This is a genomic window from Granulicella sp. dw_53 (genome assembly GCF_018449545.1).
Taxonomy (GTDB): Bacteria; Acidobacteriota; Terriglobia; order Terriglobales; family Acidobacteriaceae; genus Edaphobacter.
Genome location: NZ_JAAVUR010000014.1, coordinates 1 through 20560, shown reverse-complemented (window position 1 = coordinate 20560; position 20560 = coordinate 1). Strand labels below are relative to the sequence as shown.

Annotated in this window: 14 protein-coding genes and 1 pseudogene; 5 read left to right on the top strand and 10 right to left on the bottom strand. The window is 60.2% G+C overall.

What is annotated here, in order from left to right; translation table 11 throughout:
* The first annotated feature begins 22 nt into the window (after window positions 1–22).
* Both HB393_RS19175 and HB393_RS19170 read left to right on the top strand, forming a co-directional pair.
* Window positions 23–850 carry a hypothetical protein gene (locus HB393_RS19175; protein WP_213806814.1) on the top strand — a complete coding sequence of 276 codons (828 nt, stop codon included), beginning with the start codon at window positions 23–25 and terminating at the stop codon, window positions 848–850.
* A complete protein-coding gene (locus tag HB393_RS19170; RefSeq protein ID WP_213806813.1) occupies window positions 840–1361 on the top strand; it encodes a hypothetical protein in 522 nt (173 codons plus the stop codon). Before HB393_RS19175 ends, HB393_RS19170 begins: the two co-directional genes overlap by 11 nt.
* Before the next feature lie 18 nt (window positions 1362–1379).
* Here HB393_RS19170 and HB393_RS19165 read toward each other — a convergent pair whose 3' ends face one another.
* The gene (locus HB393_RS19165) at window positions 1380–2861 is read right to left on the bottom strand and encodes a rhamnogalacturonan acetylesterase (protein ID WP_213806812.1); all 1482 of its coding nucleotides are present in this window, start codon (window positions 2859–2861) and stop codon (window positions 1380–1382) included.
* Between the two features lie 181 nt (window positions 2862–3042).
* Here HB393_RS19165 and HB393_RS19160 point away from each other — a divergent pair, with 181 nt between their 5' ends.
* Window positions 3043–4878 (top strand): phosphoenolpyruvate carboxykinase (GTP), encoded by a 1836-nt coding sequence (locus HB393_RS19160; protein WP_213806811.1) that lies wholly within the window; start codon window positions 3043–3045, stop codon window positions 4876–4878.
* 338 nt (window positions 4879–5216) lie between these two features.
* Here HB393_RS19160 and HB393_RS19155 read toward each other — a convergent pair whose 3' ends face one another.
* Window positions 5217–5867 carry a PEP-CTERM sorting domain-containing protein gene (locus HB393_RS19155; protein ID WP_213806810.1) on the bottom strand — a complete coding sequence of 217 codons (651 nt, stop codon included), beginning with the start codon at window positions 5865–5867 and terminating at the stop codon, window positions 5217–5219.
* Between the two features lie 382 nt (window positions 5868–6249).
* Here HB393_RS19155 and HB393_RS19150 point away from each other — a divergent pair, with 382 nt between their 5' ends.
* Window positions 6250–7968, top strand: a complete 1719-nt coding sequence (locus HB393_RS19150; protein WP_213806809.1) for an MFS transporter — start codon at window positions 6250–6252, stop codon at window positions 7966–7968.
* 276 nt (window positions 7969–8244) lie between these two features.
* On the top strand, window positions 8245–9597 hold the full coding sequence (locus tag HB393_RS19145; RefSeq protein ID WP_213806808.1) for a Gfo/Idh/MocA family oxidoreductase: 1353 nt from the start codon (window positions 8245–8247) through the stop codon (window positions 9595–9597).
* Window positions 9598–9809: 212 nt separating this feature from the next.
* Here HB393_RS19145 and HB393_RS19140 read toward each other — a convergent pair whose 3' ends face one another.
* From HB393_RS19140 to HB393_RS19105, 8 genes and pseudogenes are all read right to left on the bottom strand, one after another.
* The gene (locus HB393_RS19140; protein ID WP_213806807.1) at window positions 9810–12290 is read right to left on the bottom strand and encodes a 2-oxoglutarate dehydrogenase E1 component; all 2481 of its coding nucleotides are present in this window, start codon (window positions 12288–12290) and stop codon (window positions 9810–9812) included.
* A 149-nt stretch (window positions 12291–12439) separates the two neighbouring features.
* Window positions 12440–13366, bottom strand: coding sequence for a hypothetical protein (locus HB393_RS19135; protein ID WP_213806806.1), 927 nt, complete (start codon window positions 13364–13366; stop codon window positions 12440–12442).
* 125 nt (window positions 13367–13491) lie between these two features.
* The gene (locus HB393_RS19130; protein WP_013581125.1) at window positions 13492–13692 is read right to left on the bottom strand and encodes a cold-shock protein; all 201 of its coding nucleotides are present in this window, start codon (window positions 13690–13692) and stop codon (window positions 13492–13494) included.
* Between the two features lie 162 nt (window positions 13693–13854).
* Complete coding sequence (cmk, locus tag HB393_RS19125; protein ID WP_213806805.1) at window positions 13855–14670, bottom strand: (d)CMP kinase; 816 nt, start codon at window positions 14668–14670, stop codon at window positions 13855–13857.
* A gap of 512 nt (window positions 14671–15182) precedes the next feature.
* A complete protein-coding gene (locus HB393_RS19120) occupies window positions 15183–17558 on the bottom strand; it encodes a hypothetical protein (RefSeq protein WP_213806804.1) in 2376 nt (791 codons plus the stop codon).
* Between the two features lie 329 nt (window positions 17559–17887).
* Window positions 17888–18343, bottom strand: a complete 456-nt coding sequence (locus HB393_RS19115; RefSeq protein ID WP_213806803.1) for a cupin domain-containing protein — start codon at window positions 18341–18343, stop codon at window positions 17888–17890.
* Between the two features lie 310 nt (window positions 18344–18653).
* The gene (locus tag HB393_RS19110; RefSeq protein ID WP_213806802.1) at window positions 18654–19541 is read right to left on the bottom strand and encodes a sugar phosphate isomerase/epimerase; all 888 of its coding nucleotides are present in this window, start codon (window positions 19539–19541) and stop codon (window positions 18654–18656) included.
* A 216-nt stretch (window positions 19542–19757) separates the two neighbouring features.
* Window positions 19758–20560 (bottom strand): annotated as a pseudogene (locus HB393_RS19105) (DNA mismatch repair protein MutL); the annotation flags it as partial.

Below are 20560 nucleotides of genomic sequence, written 5' to 3'. Positions count from 1 at the left end.
ATAAATTAGGTAGGATACCGTTATGGCTAGAAACTTCAGTTCGGAAGAACACAAGGCGGGCCTTACGCTCGTAGTCAAGCCTATAGATGATCCTGACCGCCCTGTAGACGCCGAACAATTCTTACAAGCTGCAACAAAGTGGCTTGCATCTCTTTCTTCATTCGCATCAGGTAGCGGACTTCATGTGCGTTGGGAAATTGCAGAACTTAAACGTTCCTCTGCATTGCTTGAAGTTATTCCAGTTGATATACGAACGGGAATCATTGCTAACTCTGTAGCGAAAGATTGGAAACGGATAGTGAAAGAGATTGAAACGACCGGCATACCTCCGAAAGATCTCAACTCGACGACGATTCGAGACATGGAACAGTTTTCTTCTACTGCAAATGGACTAAGCGTTGTCATTAGCGCGGGTGAAGACCCTACTGTGCAACCAATCACCGTGAGCACACAAAAGAGATTAAAAGAGGCTATTGGCGCACTCCCGTCGGATGAATATATCCAAGAAGGGACGATCCGAGGCCGATTGGCTGTGCTTAATAGCTGGAATCCAGAGGAACGATGGTTCCGCTTACGGATACCTCTGGCACCTGAAAAACAAGTACGTTGCGCCTACGCCGATGAGGGGTTGATATCAGATCTCGGAGATACGTTTGAAAAACTCGTCGATGTGACAGGGTTATTGCACTATAAAAAAGATGAGATTTGGCCTTCCGTAATCGAGGTTCGTTCAATCCGAAAGCTACCAGAACTTTCACTTAGCGAATTTCTTACGATGATGCGACCAATTCCAACACCTGATGGTATGGACTCTGTGAAATATATTCGGAGTCTCCGTGATGGCGAATAAATCGCCTGCTCTAATCACATGGGATTCCTGTTGCATATTGGGTCTTTTCAATCGAGAACAAGATAAGATCGCTGGCCTAACTTATGAGTTGAGGGAATGCGATGAAGGTCGCGCCCTTCTGGGGATAGCGTCTGCGACGCTATCCGAAATTACGCGATTAGCAGATGGTTCGGCTGCACATCCATCTCTTGAGCTGTTCCTACAATTTCCATTCATACAGTTACTCAATAGCAATCGCGAAGTCGGCCTACTTTCCAGCAAGCTAGGCCACCGCTTCGATTTGCGAAACGATCCTGAGATTCTAGCCAAGGCTATTGCGTTCGGCTGCCCATCCGACCAAAAGAGACTCAAATCTAAGGACTCAGAAATCCTCTCGACCGCCATTGTCTACAAAGCGGCTCGCCTCACAACCTACGACCCATTCCTGCGTTTCCTCGGTGCAGAGTTTATTCGCTCGGAGTTCGGTCTAGAAATTGATGAACCGGCTTCATCTCTTTTGTTTCCTACGTAAGCTCTAGCGAAATTTTTCTTACTTCGCTCCCACCACATCCGGCCCCAACTCCACCTGCGTCTTCACCAACTGGTCCGCCACTATCCTCCCAAACACTGCCTTCCCCTTCTCATTCAAATGGGTGCGATCCAGCTTTGGAGCCGCACTTCCAACCGCAGCAGCCTCCGCCTTGGCATCTGGATGCACCTCCGCATCGAAGCCGTCCGCCTCTTCCTGCGTCATCCCATTCAGCAACTTCGTCGACATCGCATTAAGATCGATCATCGTTACATACTCCTCCGCAGCCACCCTCCGCGCCGCAGCCGAATACTCCTTCAAGTCCTCCACCACCTTGCCATCCTTGTACGTCCTCCGCGACAATGACGTCACCACCACCGGCACCGCACCTATCGCCTTCACATCCCGTATGTATCGCCGCATCGTCTCGACATATGTCGTATCCGCATCCGTATGCCTCGCCGCATCCGGCTTCTGGTCGTTATGGCCAAACTGGATCAGGTAGTAATCCCCCTTCTGCTCCAGAGCCTTCGCCCACGCACCCTCATCGATAAAGCTCTTCGAACTCCGCCCGTTCAGCGCAACATCCACGCACATCACCTGCGGAGTTAGCACCGCACAAAAGCCCGGCCCCCAGCCGCCACCCACCGCCACCGTCGAATCCCCCACCAGCACAATCTTCGCCGGTCCACCCTTGAAGATCTCCATCGCCCGCGCCCCAGCAGGCGGCAACGCCGCAGCCTCCGGACGCACATACCCCTTCAACTCCGGCACCGCCTTCCCCAGATCCACCGCCACCATCCGCCCGAACACATACGACCCCGCCCAGTTCAAATGTGTCTTATCCGGAACCGTCTTTCCATCCGCATCTTTCTTCGTAATCCCCAACTCCGCACCCTTCACCTCGCCGATCCCATCCAGATAAGCGATGCTCTCCGTCTGCAGATCGATCAGCGGAACCTTCATCTCTCCCGCCACCTTCTTCATCGTCGCCGCATGCGCCAGCAAGTCGGAGTGCACCTTTCCATCCGCCTCAAAGTACCTCCGCGACAGCGGAGTCACCAGCACCGGCTTGATCCCCGCCGCCCTCGCCTCCTCCACATACCGCCGCAGATTCGCCTCATACTCGGCCATCGTCACTTGGCGGTCGAGGTGCTCCTTGGTCTCCATATCGTTATGCCCAAACTGGATCACGACGTAGTCCGGCTTCGTCTCCAGACTCCGCTCCCACAACCCCTGCTCCCGAAACGTCTTCGTGCTCGCTCCACCCTTCGCCATGTTCACGCAGTCCACCGCCACCGTCAGGTTCGCGCAGAACCCTCGCCCATACCCCGCGTTATCCGTCTGCGTCGAATCCCCAATCAGGTCGATCCTTACCTTCGTCCCCGAAGGCCGCACCGCCGCCGTAGCCTTATCGAACGCCCGCCCCGGATCGCCCTGCGCTATCGCCATAGCACCCGAAACTCCCCACACCGCCACCGCCGCTCTGGTCCAACCAATCATCGCTCTCTCCTGGCCGAACCAGCATATCCGACTCCGCATACAAGGAGGGAGGCGTACCTCATCAGGAGCAAGCTAAAACCCCTCATCGTTCTATAATCGAACACCTGTGCGATTCCGCATTGACACGTCCGCTCAGAAGGCAAAAGATTGTCTCTCAGCAGTTCAAAGGACATTCCCGTACATGAAGACAGTCTCCATCAGCACCCCACCCACCACCAATAAGCACCTCATCCGCTGGGTGGAGAAGATGGCCGACCTATGTCAGCCGGCCACCATCCATTGGATCGACGGCTCCCAGGCCGAGTACGACTACCTCTGCGACCAGCTCGTCGCCGCAGGCACCTTCACCAAGCTCAACCAGAAGCTCTGGCCTGGCTGCTTCTACGCCCGTTCCGCCCCCAACGACGTCGCCCGTGTCGAGGACCGCACCTTCATCTGCTCCCTCTCCAAGGACAACGCCGGTCCCACCAACAACTGGGAAGACCCCTTTGTCATGCGCAAGAAGCTCAAGCAGCTCTTCCGCGGCTCCATGCGCGGGCGCACCATGTACGTGCTTCCCTACTCCATGGGTCCCATCGGCTCGCCCATGTCCCAGATCGGCGTACAGCTCACCGACTCCGCCTATGCCGTCGTCAACATGCGCATCATGGCCCGCATCGGCCTGCCCGTTTTCAACGAGATCGACAAAGACCAGAAGCGTGTCGTCCCCTGCCTCCACAGCGTAGGAGCGCCACTAGGCCCCGGCGACAAAGACGTCCCCTGGCCCTGCAACGACGAGAAGTATATCGTCCACTTCCCCGAGACCCGCGAGATCTGGTCCTACGGCTCCGGTTACGGCGGCAACGCCCTCCTGGGCAAGAAGTGCTTCGCTCTCCGCATCGCCTCCAACATCGCCCGCGACGAGGGCTGGATGGCCGAGCACATGCTCATCCTCGGCGTCGAATCCCCCAAGGACAAATCCGGCCGCTCCGAGAAGACCTACGTCGCCGCCGCCTTCCCCTCAGCCTGCGGCAAGACCAACTTCGCCATGCTCATCCCTCCTGCTGGATTCGAGGGCTGGAAGGTCTGGACCGTCGGCGACGACATCGCCTGGATCAAACCCGACGCCTCCGGCCAGCTCCGCGCCATCAACCCCGAGGCTGGCTTCTTCGGCGTAGCCCCCGGCACCTCCGCCAAGACCAACCCCAACGCCATGGCCACCCTCGCCACGAACTCCATCTTCACCAACGTCGCCCTCACCCCCGACGGGGGAGTCTGGTGGGAGGGCATGACCGACACGCCCCCCGAGGAGTGCCTTGACTGGCGCGGCAACAAGTGGACCCCCGAGATCGGCAAAGCCACCGGACTCCCCGCCGCCCACCCCAACGGCCGCTTCACCGCTCCTGCCAGCCAGTGCCCCACCATCGACCCCGACTGGGAAGCCCCCGAAGGCGTCCCCATCTCCGCCATCATCTTCGGCGGCCGCCGCCCCACCACCATGCCCCTCGTCTACCAGGCTTTCAACTGGTCCGGCGGAGTCTACACAGGCGCCACCATGGGCTCAGAGACCACCGCTGCAGCCGGAGCACCCGTCGGCAAGGTCCGCCGCGACCCCATGGCCATGCTCCCCTTCTGCGGCTATCACATGGGAGACTACTTCCGTCACTGGCTCAAGATGCAGCGCACCCTCACCGCCACCCCGCGTATCTTCCACGTCAACTGGTTCCGCAAGGACCAAGACGGCAACTTCCTCTGGCCCGGCTACAGCGAAAACATGCGCGTCCTCAAATGGATCGTCGACCGCGTCCGTGGCCGCGCCCAAGGAAAAGAGACCCCCATCGGCTGGACCCCGCACTTCGACGACATCAACTGGAAAGGCCTCGACTTCCCCCGCGAGACCTTCGAAACCCTCCAGAAGGTCGACCGAGCCGCTTGGCGAGTGGAGGTCATGGGCCACGAAGAGCTCTTCCTCCTCCTCCACGACCACCTCCCCCCGGAGATGATCTACGAGCGCGAACTCCTAATCTGCCGCCTCTAAGCGACCCCTATCCCCCATAAACCCCGAAGAAAACCCGCAAATCCCGAATAAGGAATCCATACTTTCCACCCCGTTCCCCCCTTGACTTCATACCCTATTCCGGCTACATTAGGTGAGTGGCAAGACTCCCTTCGGGTTGAGTCAGTCATAACGAAGTCCACCCACTTCGTTGCTTTACCGGAATACCCACGCATCAGCCCCCACCGCGCTGCGTGGGTTTCCTTTTTAAACCACCGCTTTTACTACATATGAATCTCAGCGCAAACACCTATTACCCGCTACAAAGGGCCTGAAGCGGACATAACCATCCATCCCCAAGCCCTGAACCTCGCCAAAATTTATCCTTGCAACTTACGTCGAACCACACCAGCAGCGCCAACAATTCCGGTCAAAACCAAAGCAATGCTACCTGGCTCCGGAACCGGCGTCACCGGAATATCGGGAGGCGTATTCCCACCGCCGCCACCGCCGCCGCCACCAAAGATCGGTGTCCCCGGAAATCCACCATTCGATCCTCCGCCGCTACCCGAGCCCGACGTAAAAGGAGGCGTGTCCCCCGTAGGAATGAACCCTCCGTCTCCAGTGCTAGCCAACTCTACCGGCTCATACGGCTCCATCTCAGAGAGAAACTCTGCCGGAGAAACCTTTCCTTCTACCAACCGATCGCCCGGCTTGATCACTGCCGGCAGATCGCCGCAAGCGATATTGAAACGATCCAGAATCTGTTGCCGCGTATATCTAGGTCTTACGAAATGCGCTGGATGCGGATGCGGAGCTACGGGCTTCTTCACATAGTTCGCCAGCTTCGTCTGCGCAAGGTGCTTCGCTCGCGCATGGGCCGCCTGAATTCGTTTCAGCGCCTTCGTCTGCGCCAATTGGACCTTATAAGCCGCCATCCAGCGCTCACAATCGGTCGAAGCTCTCACGCCGGTTTCAGTCGTCGCGGCGATCAGCAGTAGCAGGAGCAGAAGTTGTATCTTGCGGCGCATAAATCACCTTTTAGCCCAGAGCAGGGAAAGTTACATTTGAAGTTACATTTAGTACGATGCAATCCAAGTGCCAAACGTAAAATCAAACAATGCCATGTTTTGCATAGAACAATCCAACAAATCTTGCATACAGAGAAAAAGTTTTCTCTTTCAAGTCCATCCCTTTTCACATCTCAGCTATAGGAAAATCAACTCAATTCAAAGGTTTTCGCTGTTTTCGATAACTCTAAAGTACCCTAAGCGCCCACTTAGCCGAAATAAAAAAATGAGGAATCTGCAAGGAACCACCAGCCGCAAAGTTTTGCCTGCTCTCAACCGCATGCAACTCATGGCGTCATCCTTCACATTCTTATGATGGAAAACCGTAAACTATAGCCATCGCATGCCATTAGAATCCCCAGACACCGCACCTGCGGCCGAAGCTGTCTCCCCCATCCCCACTGCTTCAGGATTCGCTCCCCTCCGCATCCCTCTCTTCCGCGACCGCTGGATCGCCTCGACCATCTCCTCCATCGGCACCTGGATGCAGGACACCGCCGGCACCTGGCTGATGACCTCCCTCACCGCCTCCCCTCTGCTCATCGCTCTCATGCAGACCGCGGCCAGCCTCCCCGTCCTCTTCCTCGGACTCCTCGCCGGAGCCACAGCAGACATCTTCGACCGCCGCCGCCTCCTCATCTTCTGGCAGGTCTGGATGCTCGCCAGCGTAGCCATCCTCGCCATCCTCACCCTCCTCGGACACGTCTCTCCCTGGGCCCTCCTTGCCTTCACCTTCCTGCTCAACATCGGCTCCGCCATGAACAACCCCGCCTGGCAAGCCATCGTCCCCGAGCTCGTCCCCCGCGACCTCATCCCCGACACCGTCTCCCTCAACTCCGCCTCCAACAACCTCGCCCGCGCCCTCGGCCCCGCTCTCGGCGGACTCATGGTCGCCGCCTTCAAACACACCGACACCGGCACCGGAGCTGTCTTCGTCCTCAACGCCGTCTCCTTCGCCGGAGTCATCTGGGTCCTCGTCAACTGGAAGCGCACTCCCCTCTTCAAGTCCACTCTGCCCGCCGAACGTATCGCCGGATCAATCCGCTCCGGCCTCCGCTACGTCCGCTACGCACCCGACCTCCAGGCCTCCCTCATCCGCGCCTTTACCTTTACCTTCTTCGTCTCCGCCATCTGGTCCCTGCTCGCCGTCGTCGCCCGCCGCGACCTCAGCCAGGGAGCCTTCGGCTACGGTATCCTCAACGGAGCCCTCGGCCTCGGAGCCCTCATCGCGGCCACCCAGCTTCCCCGCATCCGCCGCCGCGTCCCCGCCGACCGCATCATCGCCGCCGCCACCCTCTACAACGTCGCCACGCTCCTCGTCCTGGCCTTCGTCCACAAACCCGTCATCATCATCCTCACCCTCATCATCGCGGGCTTCGCCTGGACCAGCACCATGGCCACCCTCAACACCTCCGTCCAACTCTCCGTCCCCGCCTGGGTCCAGGCTCGAGCCCTCGGCACCTACCTCATGACCTTCCAGGGCGGCATGGCCTTCGGCTCCATCCTTTGGGGCTTCGTCGCCGAACACACCACCACCCCCATAGCCCTCGCCTCTGCCGCCGGCGGCCTGCTCATCACCCCCCCCCTCGCCCCCCGCTACAAGATCCTCCAAGGCCCCGCACCCGACTACACCCCCTACCAATGGAAGCGCCCCGCCCCCGCCCCCACCTCTCCCGCCGGAAAAAACGCGCCCCTTACCGAAGGCCCCGTCCGCATCTCCATCGAGTACGTCGTCCCCATCGACCGCTACGCTGAGTTCACTCACGCCATCCACCAACTCCGTGGCGTCCGTCTCCGCGACGGCGCCATCCGCTGGGGCATCTTCCGCGACGCCGTCGACCCCACCCACCTCAACGAGACCTTCGTCATGGAGTCCTGGCTCGACTACCTCCGCTCCCGCGAGCGCGTCACCCTGGCCGACCGCGAGATCCAGGACCGCGTCTTCGCCCTCCACCACAACCCCGGCCTCCTACCCGGCTCAGCACCTATCCCCCCAAAGATCACCTACCAGCTCTACGCCCGCGAGATCGCCAACCCCACCCCCGCACCCCCCGAATCCTAACCGCGATTCAGCCACAATCCGCCACAAATCCGGGTGCCCCACCCTTTTTGCAGTCTCATCGCAAATAGGGTGGGGTATCGTGCGAAGCACGACCGCCTTCCTTCCCCCACCAAGACATCCCGAACGCCCATCCATCACGCTTTGTCTCTAGCGATGGGTAGGAACGTAGTTCCTCGTACAGCAACATTGAGCGGTAACTGGACACCACCATCTCATTGAAATACCTTTTCTTGGCGGATTGATTTAACTCACCGCCAGCGAAAGAGACCACTATCGATGCCTACTCTGGACCGCAGGACCTTCCTCAAGACCGCCAGCCTTGCCGCGGCGGGTACTAATCTCCACCTCCTCGCAGAAGCGCCACACGAACTCGCCCTCACCGCCGGCCAGGCATCCTCGCCCAACAATCAGATCCAGTTCGCCCTCATCGGAGCCGGTATTCGCGGCCAGTCCGACGCCGCCACCGCCGCCCAGGTTCCCGGCGCGAAGATCGTCGCCGTCGCCGACGCCTACGATGGCCGCCTCGCCCACTCCAAGGAGCTTTGGGGCAACGATATCTTCACCACCCGCGACTACCGCGAGATTCTTAGCCGCAAAGACATCGACGCCGTCATCATCGCCACCCCCGACCACTGGCACCGCCAGATCGCCGTCGACGCCATGAAGGCCGGCAAGGATGTCTACTGCGAAAAGCCCATGATCCACATCTACGCCGACGGCCCGCAGATGATCGAGACCGCCCGCACCACCAACCGCATCCTCCAGGTCGGCAGCCAGCGCGTCAGCAACATCGTCTACGCCAAGGCCAAAGAGCTCCTCGCCGCCGGAGCCATCGGCCAGCTCAACATGGTCACCGCCCGCTGGGACCGCAACTCCTCCACCGGCGCCTGGAACTACTCCGTCCCCCTCGACGCCGACAGCCAGACCTGCGACTGGCCACGCTTCCTCGGCTCCGCCCCCAAGATCCCCTTCAACGCCGAACGCTTCTTCCAGTGGCGCAAGTGGAAGGACTACGGCACCGGCGTCGCCGGCGACCTCTTCGTCCACCTCTTCAGCGGCACCCACTACATCACCGGAGCCCTCGGACCCACCCGCGCCATGGCCACCGGAGCCATCCGGTTCTGGAAGGACGGCCGGGACGTCCCGGACGTCCTCCTCGGCCTCTTCGACTACCCCGAAGGCTTCAACCTCAGCCTCCGCGTCAACTTCGTTAACGGCGGCGAAGAGAGCGAAGGCCTCACCTTCACAGGCTCCGAAGGATCGATGGAGGTCTACAACGGAGCTGTCGTCGTGGCCCGCACTCCCCGCGAAAAAGAGCCTGGCTACACCGTCAGCACCTTCACCAACGAGATGCAGAAGCGCTACCTCGATCAGTACCGCCAGAAGTATCCCGTCGAAAACCCCACCGGCCCCACCAGCGCAACGCTCGAAAAGTTCGTCGCACCCAAAGGCTACAACGATACCTACGACCACTTCCGCAACTTCTTCGACGCAGTCCGCAGCCGCAAACCCGTAACCGAAGACGCCGAGTTCGGCTTCCGCGCCGCCGGAGCCGCCCTCTTAAGTAACCTCAGCATAGAACGCAACAGTGTAGTTCAGTGGAACCCCAAGACGATGAAACTCGCCTAACCTGAGCCACGATACCCGCAGCGCATCGACACACCAATAGAATGTGACTAACTTAGTTACAACAAGAAACGGGGAAGGCGATCATGAATCGCCTTCCCCATTCCTTTCCAGCTAAGAAACCTACTAAGCCTCTTATCCCGCTTTGATCCCTTCAATCACCGTCACGCCTTAATCGGTGTCATCGGTGAAGATCAGTGTTAAGCAGTCTCAAGCTAAACACCAAAGGCAAGGTCGATCAGAGTCCGCTCTTCCATCTCGTGCGCCTTAGCCGAACCGGTAGCCGGGCTAGCCGCTGCTGTACGCTTCACGCTGAGCACTGCCCGCTGACCAGCCATGCGTCGCAGCTCCGGCATCACGTACGAAAAGGCGCCCATGTTCGCGGGCTCTTCCTGGACCCAGACAATCTCCTCTGCATCGGGATGTTCGTCCAGAGCTGCCTGCAGCTCAGTCTCAGGCCAAGGAAAGAGCTGTTCGACAAAGATGATGGCGACGCCCATGTCCTTGCGCTTCTCCCGCTCCACACGCAGATTATGTCCGATCTTGCCGCTGCAAACCAGCAGCCTCCTCGGGTTCTGCACTGCGTGATCGGGAAGAACATTCTGGAAGCGCTCCTCCGCAAAGTCCGCCACAGACGACGAAGCGTCCGGATGCCGCAACATGCTCTTGGGCGTAAATACCACCAGCGGCTTACGCCACTTACGCATCGACTGCCGACGCAGCAGATGGAAGTACTGAGCAGCCGTCGAGGGCTGGCAGATCTGCATATTGTCATAAGCAGCCAACTGCAGGAACCGCTCGATGCGTGCGCTCGAGTGCTCCGGCCCCTGGCCCTCGTATCCATGCGGCAACAGCATCGCGATACCGGAGAGCAGACCCCACTTGGCCTCACTCGCCGAGATGAACTGGTCGATGATGATCTGCGCGCCGTTCGCGAAGTCGCCGAACTGAGCCTCCCACAGCACCAGCGCCTCGGGATAGTCGCGCGAGAAGCCGTAGTCGAAGCCCAGCACCGCCGCCTCCGACAGCAGCGAGTTATAGACCTCGAACTTACCCTGGTCCTTGCTCATATTCGCGAGCGGAATGTACCGAACCTCGGTCTCCGTATCCACCATCACCGCATGACGCTGATTGAAGGTACCTCGCTGGGAGTCCTGTCCTGTGAGCCGCACCGGGGTGCCCGTCTCGAGCAGCGAAGCATACGCCACCAGCTCGGCCATGCCGTAGTCGAAGGGACGCGAACCGCTACCCATCTCCTCGCGCTGCTCAAAAAGCTTCTTGAGCTTCGGATGAAGATGAAAGCCTTCAGGGACCTTGGTCGTAGCATGAGCCAACGCAGCGATCTTATCTGCAGGCAAACCAGTCTTCGGCTCATCATCGGCCTGCAACTCGCCGCCTCGATATCCATTCCAGTAATCAGGCAACTGCGAAAGATGAGGAATGTGATCCGCCTTCGTCGCAGTCTTCTGATCTTCCAGCAGAGCCGCTTGAACAGCCTGAACCTCAGCCGCCGGATCGACACCGACCTGCTTCGCATAGAGCTGATACAGCGGAGCGCGATCCTTGATGATCGCGTAACGGCGAGGTTGCGTCACCGTTGGATCGTCGACCTCGCTATGACCATGTTTCCGGTAGCCAACCAGATCCACAACGATGTCGGAGCGGAAGCGATGCCGATACTCCGCCGCGATTCCAGCGACGCGAATCACCGCATCCGGATCCTCCGCATTCACATGGAAGATCGGAATCGGCAGCCGCTTCGCAATATCCGTAGCAAAGCGCGAGGAGTTCGACTCTTCGGGAACAGCAGTAAAGCCAAGCAGGTTATTCACGATCACATGGATCGTTCCGCCCACGCGATAACCAGGCAGCGTAGCCATATTCAACGTCTCGGCCAGAATGCCCTGGCCCGCGAACGCAGCATCGCCATGCATGATCAACGGCAGCACCGCAGCTTCACCATCCTTGCCGATGCGCTCTTGCTTCGCTCTTGCACGTCCCAGCGCGACCGGATCGACCGCCTCAAGATGGCTCGGGTTCGAGACCAGATGCAACGCGATCGTCTTTCCATCCGGAGAGACATAATCACCAGTCGCACCCATGTGGTACTTCACATCGCCGCCGCCCATCGTGCTGCGCGGATCGACATCTTCAAACTTAGTGAAGATCTCCGCTGCGCTGCGGCCGATGGTGTTCGTCATGACATTCAACCGGCCACGATGGCTCATCGCGAGAATTGCTTTTGTAACTCCGCAGGTTACACTTGCCTCGAAGACTCGATCGAGGAAAGGAATCAACACCGTGAGACCTTCGAGCGAGAAGCGCTTGGTTCCCAGATAACGCGACTGAATCACCTGCTCGAAGAGATCCGCACGAATGAGCTGCGTGAGAATCTGCTTCTGATTCTGCTTCGGAGCCGCCTGTTCCATCTGCTCCTGCAGCCACTGCCGACGCTCCGGATCGGCGATGTGCATGAACTCGGCAGCAATCGTGCCGCAGTAAAAGCTTCGTGCCTGAACCGCGCTCTCACCCTCCGGCGCGGGAGTCGGAAACGGCTCCGGCGGAAGATACTGGCCCAAGGGATCAAGCGAAGCTTGGAGATAGCCCCAGCGCCGGAAGATATCAAAAGTTGCTTCGCGTTCGTTGCTGTCGATCACCGGAGCTGACGGGGTTAAAGTTCCTGCCTTCGTGGCCATTCCATCCTCGATTCCATTCGATTCGCGCGAGGAAGTGTTCTTCCTCGCATTCATTATTATGCTAGACCTTTTGCACCATAAGCTACAGTGGCAAGCTGGAAGCTTGCGATGATCGCACGACTCAAGAGTTGTAACCGTGAACCACAAGGTCATTGCGGCTCGGCATCTCCTGGCTTCTCTTCGACCGTGCTCACGCCGGGAAGGATGGTCGAAGTGGCCTTGAACTTCCTGTAGTCGGACATCTGCACCAGAATGCTGCCGTTGAAGCTAAACAGAAGGAAGGCTCTGGCTGCGCCTTGCGCCTGGATTCGGGCTGGAAGCCAGACTTCGCCGTTCACCTTCCGTTGCTCCAGGCCGAAGTTGGTGTCTTTGCGGATGTTGACCACCAAACCTCCGCCGATCTTGAAGGCATTCAGGAAACGGCCTTCGGTCTTGCGGATGACTCGATCCTGTTCGTCGATCCAGATGGTTCCGACGAGGTCGCGGACGACGTCTTCGGCTCGATTTCGGGTCTTGGCCTTTGGATTTCCGGTGTAATCGACCATGATCGTGTCTCGATCGTCGAGCTTCACGCGTCGCGGATTGGTGAAGCTGCCGAGTTCCAGGAACCTTGAGACTGTGATGTCATCACCTCCGCGAGGATTGGTCTCCTTACCTTGGGAGTCGGCTTTGTCCTTCTTATCACGAGCTTTAGCGACTTCCTTGTCGATCCGTTCGCTCTCCTTCTTCTGCTCGTCGGAGGTCAGTTCTTTGCCATCTTTCCTGACGAGTTTGCGGACTGGAACTCCGCCGATCCAGAAGACGTCATATTCTCTTGTCGTCGTCTTTTTGACTGCGTCGTGGCCGTCCCTCTCCTGCTGGGTCTCGACGGAGTGGTAGAGGTAGTCCTTCTGGATGGCCTCTGCTGCCTTCTGGTGCGCCTCGACCTCGTACATGAGGGCTGCGACATCCGGGAGGGGACGCTCCGCTTCCTGGGTTTGGCCAGCGGTGCTCGGAGCGGCTGGCTCCTGCGCGAGGGCTCCCAAGGTGAGTGGGAGGAACAGCGCCAGTACCAGCATGACCGCTCGGCTTCGCATTCTTACCAATATATAGACGGCTCTAGAAATGGCGCGGAAGCGAATTTGGCTTTAAAAGCGCACAGGAACAGCCTAAGCCGTTCCTGTCGCAGAACTTGTATTCGCCTTGCAGGTGCGATTAGAGCTTAGAGGGGCTGAACGTCAGACGCCTGCCAACCCTTGGGTCCCTTTACCACGTTGAACTGCACGGCCTGGCCTTCTTGGAGGCTTTTGAAACCGTTCGAATTGATCGCCGAGTAGTGAACGAACACGTCCTCGCCGTTCTGACGGCTGATGAAGCCAAACCCCTTGGCATCGTTAAACCACTTCACTGTTCCCTGTTCCATGTCCGTTTATTCCTTATTGCTTTAGAATTTGCCGCTAGATCCAAATCGGGGTTCAACGTAGAGCCGAGTGCAGAAAACCAATCTGTTTCAAACGATGAGTGAAGGTTAGCACGTTTGGCAAATATTCCAAGAAAAAAATACAAAATTTACCTAGTGCACCATTTAGTGTGCAGTGGGGGCGGACTGGCGTGTTTTATCAGTAGTTTGACGGGTGGCGGGAGGTAAATGGGAGCGTACGATTTCTTCGGCTTTGGCCAGAACCTGCTCGAGAGTCATGGCTGTCGAGTCGAGGATGACGGCGTCGGCGGCAGGTTGGAGGGGAGATTGCGCACGGTGACGGTCGCGGTAGTCGCGCTCCTTCATCTCCCGGACGATGGCCTCTTCGGCGAGGCGGTGCTCGTCGGCGGTCTCGGGATCGGCGGGAGCGCGGTCGGAGCCAGCGGGCTCCGCGTAGCCCTGAGTGGGGAGGATTTGGCGGAAGCGGCGGTTGCCGCGGACCTCGGGTGCGGCGTCGAGGAAGATCTTGACCTCTGCGTCGGGGAAGACGGCGGTGCCGATGTCGCGGCCTTCCATCACTACTCCTCCTGCGGCTCCGAGGGTGCGTTGCTGGTCGACCATCCAGGAGCGGAGCTGGGGATGGACTGAGATCTGGGAGGCGGCGGAGGTGACGTCCTGCTCGCGGATACGGCGGGAGACGTCGGTGTTGTCGAGGAGGACGCGGTTGCCTTCGATCAATGGTTCCAAGGTGATGCGGGTGCGGTCGGCGAGTTCCAGAAGCGGAGCTTCTTCGTCGAAGGCGTAGTCGTTGTCGATGGCCTTGAGGGCAAGGGCGCGATACATGGCGCCGGTCTCGAGGTTGAGGAATCCGAAGCGGCGGGCTAGGTGGGCGGCGAGAGTGCTCTTACCGGCTCCGGCGGGACCGTCGATGGCGATTACGGGACGGTCGCGCTTCTTCCCTGCTGTTTCGTTCGGCTGCATTCCTCTCCTTTGGCGGGGGGTGCCCCCCTTGCCTGGGTGTAAGCGTATTCGTTGCAATGGCTTAGGCGGAGCCAGGGCCGGCAAAGTATTCTCAATAAACGAGTTACTTCCAAATATGGGCAAACAAAGGAGTTTTGGCTTTAGGCCCCCTTTGGTCGCTTCGGATCGAATGTGGAAGTTTCCCTATATCTATTGTAGAAGATTCGGGTGGGGGATCATGCCACTTGTTGGAGATATTTGTTTTCGTTCTAAGGGGTTTATTTTGTTTTGTTTATCTGGGTTGAGCGGTTTGTTTTTGGGTGTTGGGGGCTTGACATGCGATTTTGCTGGGGTTTTGGAACTACGGAGTTGTTCGGGATCGGGCGGTTCGGAGGAGGAAGAGGTTTTCCTGAGGCGGTTTGGGTTGGGGAAGGAAGGCGGTCGTGCTTCGCACGATACCCCACCCTATTTGCGATGAGACTGCAAAAAGGGTGGGGCACCCGGATTGTGCTGCTCCGTATGGTGGCGAAAGGTTACTCGGATTTGCTTTCTTCGGGCTTCCATTTGCGGGCTGGGGGGCGTTTTCCGAAGGGTTTGGCGTTGTTTTTGAACTTGTCGAAGGTTCCGGCGGGTTTGCCGGTTCCAGCGGACTTTCCGGCGTAGCTGCCGGATTTGCCCGCGTAGCCGGATGACTTGCCTGCGTAGCCGCCGGCGGATTTTCCGTAGGGCTTCTTGTCGCCGAAGCTGGAGGATTTTCCTTCGTAGCCTCCGGATTTACCGGCGTAGCCACCGCTCGACTTCCCTGCATAGCCGCCACTGGATTTGCCCGCGTAACTTCCGCCGGATTTGCCTGCGTAGCCACCACCTACTGGTTTGCCTGCATAACCACCGGACGGCTTTCCGGCGTAGCCGCCAGAGGACTTGCCTGCGTAGCCGCCGCTCGGTTTTCCTTGATAGCCGCCCGACTCAGGGCGTGCTGGGCGGTCTGAGTTGAACGGGCGTGCGGGACGGTCGGAGTTAAAGGGCCGGGATGGGCGGTCGGAGTTGAAGGGGCGCGATGGGCGGTCTCCGCGGGGCGCGTCGAACTTGCGGAAGCGGGGGCCGGTGGATTCGCCTGCGGCTCCTTCGCGCGGGGGGCGTGAGCCGCCGAACGAGGGGCGTGCCCCGAAGGATGGACGGTCGGGACGGGCTCCGAAGGAGGGGCGTTCCGGACGAGATCCGTAGGACGGGCGGTCGCTGCCGGAGCGAGGGGTGAACTCGCGGGGTGAGTCGCCACCGGGGCGGGGTGTGAACTCGCGGCGGGGGGGACGGCCTTCCTGGTCGCGGCCGAAGGATGGGCGTGGAGAGAAGCCGCCTTCGCGTTTACGGCCGAAGGTTCCGGGCTTGGAGAAGGTCTTGCGGGGAGCGAAGTCGCCGGGGTTGCCGCCGGATTCGGCTGCGGGACGGGGAGCGAAGTCGCGGCGCGGAGGACGGGAGTCGGTGCGATCGCGGCTGAAGCCGGGTTTGCTGCCGAAGCTGGGGCGGCTGCCGAAGCTTGGCTTGCTTCCAAAGCTGGGTTTCCGGTCGTAGCCTGGTTTGCTGCCGTAGCTGGGTTTGCCGCCAAAGCTGGGCTTGCGGTCGTAGCTGGGGCGCTCGCGCTGTTGGTAGGCTGGCGGGGTGGAGGCTTCGCCGGTCTGCGCTTCGGAGGAGTCTGAGGTGTTGGAGGCTGCGCTGGCTGCGGCGAGGCGGTCTGCCTTCTCTTCCGCCCAGGGCTTGGTGAAGCTGGGGCGGTCGGGGCGGTTGGACTCGCGGGTGAAGGGGCGGCGCTCGCGGGGTGTCGTCGCGGCTGCGCCGAAGGGCTTGCGGATGAAGCCGGTGCCGAACTTCTTGGGCGCGGGGACGAACTTCTTGATGCGAGGCTGCGGGGTGCCGTCGTCTGCTACGGTCAGTTCGCCCTCGGTGGTGACGACCAGGCCGCCGATGTCGTCGACGGGCACGGCCTCGGTTTCGGAGGCTGCGGGAGCGAGGAAGGCGGGCAGATCGCCGGAGACGTGGAGGACGGTTCTACCTTCGACGGCGATGGTCTCCAACTGGCGAGCGCCGAGCAGGGCGTGGATGACGTCGCGGATGCGCGAGCGGGCGGCGAGCGGGGAGAGGAAGACCTCGATCTCTTCTTCGGTCGCGACGATGGCCTGGGCGAGGTAGAGGGTGATGAGGGCGGAGAGGGCGGTGGGCTGGCCCGCGTTGGAGCCAGCCTTGAGCAGCTTGGTGAAGCGGGTGGTGGTCAGCTCCCAGAGGGTGGCTGCGCCTTCTTGCGGGATGGGCAGGACGCGGAGGTGTTGCCAGAGCTCGGTGAGGGCGCGAAGGACGGCGGTCTCGGTGACCTCTTTGCCAAGCTGCGTGGCGAGGTCGTAGGCAGAGAGGCCGGGGATGAGGGAGCCGGCGCCGATATCCTTGGAGCGCTCGGTGAGGAGGTTGTAGGTGGCGAGGGCGAGGGGCGAGACCTTGCTGGCTCCGCTGGTCTCGGGGGGAAGCTTCCAGGACTTGTCGCCGCGGAGGGTGAAGATGTAGGGGAGGACGGCGGTGGCGACGATGAAGTCGGGGGTTTCGGTACCGACGCCGGTGGGGTTACCGAGCAGGTTGAGCGGGACGGCTGCTCCTTCGGCGATGAGACGGGCGAGGAGAGTGCGGGCGGCTTCGGTTTCGGCGAGGGTGGGGGCTGCGTTGGCGACGCCGAGGACGGCTTCGACCATGGACGGCGCGGGTGAGGGGAGTTGAGACGCGCGGGGAGCGAAGAGTGCGAGACCGGCGGCGTTGATCCAGCTACGGACGTTCTCGAAGGTGAGGAGGGCTTCGCCATCCTGGTGCCACTGCTTCGTGCGGGAGGCGGCGAGTTGATCGGCCGAGGGGATTACAGAACTGGAACTCAAGGGGTACTACCTTCCTGCTGGGGGACTCGCGTCTGCGGGCTGCAGCAATCCTTCGACTCGCGCGCGGAGGTCACATAGACCAAGCGGGGACTGGGGATACATCTAGATTTTCAAAGCGAACGTTGGGCGGCCCGGAGCGTTGAGACGCCGGCTGCACTTATGTCTCTTAGGATACAGGAGTGTGGGGCGGTGTGCGGGGATGGATCTGGATTGAAATGAAGATGCAGCCGGTGTTCACGCTCAGAGCCTCGGGGAGGCTCTGAGCGACCGTTTATCTTGGCTCTTGTGCTGACAATAATGGGCTGCACGTTCCGGTGCAACCGCGGGGTTTAGCCCAGGAACGGAGGCGCTACGGTCGTGACAGCAAACCTGGCTGCGAGTGCCGGCAGATCCAGTTGGTCCATGGGAATGGTGGCGATCATTTTTAACGCTTCTTCGCAGCCGCCGGGCATGGCCGTCATCGCCAAGCGGACGGGAGTGTCGGTGGCGTTTCCGAAGGCGTGCTGGATTCCGCGAGGAAGGGTCATCGTGTTTCCAGCTGTGACGTCGAGGGTCTGGTCGCCCAGGATGAGGCGTACCGTTCCTTCCAGTACGAGCAGGTACTCATCCTCTTTCGAATGGACGTGGATCGGGGTGCTGTGACCGGGGTGGGAGACGATCTCGGTGACGGAGTATGCGCCGTTCGTTGCTGAGGCCGGGATGCGAATCAGGAAGCGCTCTCCGGGGAATGCTTCTAACCACTCACTGCTTAGTTCTGTGTCCGGTGTCTGCGTCTTATCTGTCATCGTTCAGGATCTCCTCTTGGTTGTGTTGCGGATTGTTGTTGCGTTTGGCGGTCTGAACTTTTTGGGTGGACGCTTCGATAGTTAGACACGGTTTGAGGGGTTAATATTCCTCGGTTGGTTGGTTTGTGGGGAGAACTGGATTGGAAAGGTTGTGGTTCCCCAACCATCGGGCGATCAGGCGCCCTCAGGATGGGGCACCCGGACTACTGTGACTAATGGAAGGAAGGCGGTCGTGCTTCGCACGATACCCCACCCTATCCGACGATGAGACTGTCGGAAAGGATGGGGCACCCGGAGTTGTGGTGCTTTGTTAGGCGGAGAGTTTTTTGATGTAGTCGGCGTCTATTTTGAGGGATTCGTTTTGGGGGATGTCGTAGCCCTCCTGCTCGACGAAGGCGTGTTTGATGTGGGCCTGGCTGGCGGTGGCGAAGATGGGGCGGTAGTCGATGACGCCGCGGCCAAGTTCGGTGGGAGTGGGGGTCTTGCCGTCGGCGTTAGGCCTGGAGGCGACGAAGTCCTTGATGTGGAGCATGACGATGCGGGTGGGGTAGCGTTTGAGGCAGGCTACGGGGTCTCCGCCACCGACGACGACCCAGCCGCAGTCCATCTCGAAGTGGACGTCGGGGCCAGTGAGGCGGACGAGCTCGTCGAAGGGGATGGCTCCGTCGGAGAGAGGATGAAACTCTTCGTAGTGGTTGTGGTAGGCGAAGGTCATGCCGGCGGCCTTGATCTTCTGGGACCACTGGTTGAAGTGGTCGGCGTTGTACTTCCAGTCGTCGAGGGTGTGGGGGCCTTTGGCCTGGGCGTTGGCGGGGGCTTTGCCGGGGCTGGCGCAGACGATGTACTGGAGTCCGAGCTCCTGGCCGAAGGAGACGATCTGGTCGAACTGGGTGCTCATGAGCTGGAAGTTGTAGTGGGCGCTGGGGCAGGCGAGACCGGCGTTCTTAAGGGCTTTCTTTACGTCGGCGGCGGAGTGGTTGTAGAAGCCGGCGGCTTCGACCTCCTGGTAGCCGAGAGAGGCGAGGGTGTCGAGGGTGGACTCGAAGTTTTTGGCCATGTCCTCGCGGACGGAGTAGAGCTGGATGCCGATGGGCAGGCCGAAGGGGCTGGCGTGGAGCAAGGTGCTGGGCGAGGCCGCGGCGGTAAGGAGGGCGGCGGAGGTGGTTTTGAGGAAGTCTCGACGGGTGGGGGTGAACATGGTTCGCGCTGGTCTCCGATCGGTTCGCGTGTCGTTACATAGCCGTTTTTGCGGCGCACCCATCGTACCTCTGTTTGTTGAATTGAGTGGTATCGGTGGGTGCTAGAGCAATTCTCCTGTGGGTGTATAGGAGAGGCTTCGAATCGATGGCCGTTTTTTATCAAGAAAAACGGCACCACTCAACTTCATCCACTCCACAGCACCAGGAGAATTGCTCTAGGTGCGCTGGAAGGCCTTGGCGATGTCGCGGTGGGAGTAGCGGAGGGCGATGGGGCGGCCGTGAGGGCAGGCGGTGGGGTGCTCGGTTTTGGAGAGGGCTTCGAGGAGCCAGGCGATCTTCTGGTTGTCGAGGGGTTGGTTGATCTTGATAGCGGCGTGGCAGGCTATGCTGGCGGCGATGCGGCGGCGGCGGGTGTCGGCGTTCTCGGTCTGGCGGGTGGGATCGGGCAGGGCGAGGAGCTCTTCGATCATGATCTCCAGCTCGCGGCCTTCGAGGCCTACGGGTGCGGCTTTGATGGCGAGGGTGCGTGGGCCGAAGGGCTCGGCTTCGAAGCCGTTGCGTTCGAGCTCGTCGGCGATGGTGGCGAAGATGACCATCTGGGCGGGGAGCAGGTCGATGAGCAAGGGCATGAGGAGACGCTGGCGTTGGACCTGTTCTGTGTCGCGCTCGCGGAGGACCTTTTCGAAGAGGACGCGCTCGTGGGCGACGTGCTGGTCGATGATCCAGAGGCCCTCTTCGTTGACGGCGAGGATGAAGGAGTCGCGGAGTTGGCCGAGGGGCTTGAGGGTGGAGAGGGCACTGAGGGTGTCGGCTACGTGTGGGCTGCCGGAGGTTACGGCGTCGGTGTAGGGATCGGCTTGGGGATCTGCTGCGTAGCCTACGGGGATGGTGTGGCCGGAGAAGGAGAGGCGGGTCGGGGGACTCGGGGCGGGGGGGGGGGGGTGGGTTGAGGGGGGGGGGTTGGTGGGGGGGGGGTTGGGGTGGGGCGGTGGGGGAGGGGGGGTGGGGTGGGGGGGTG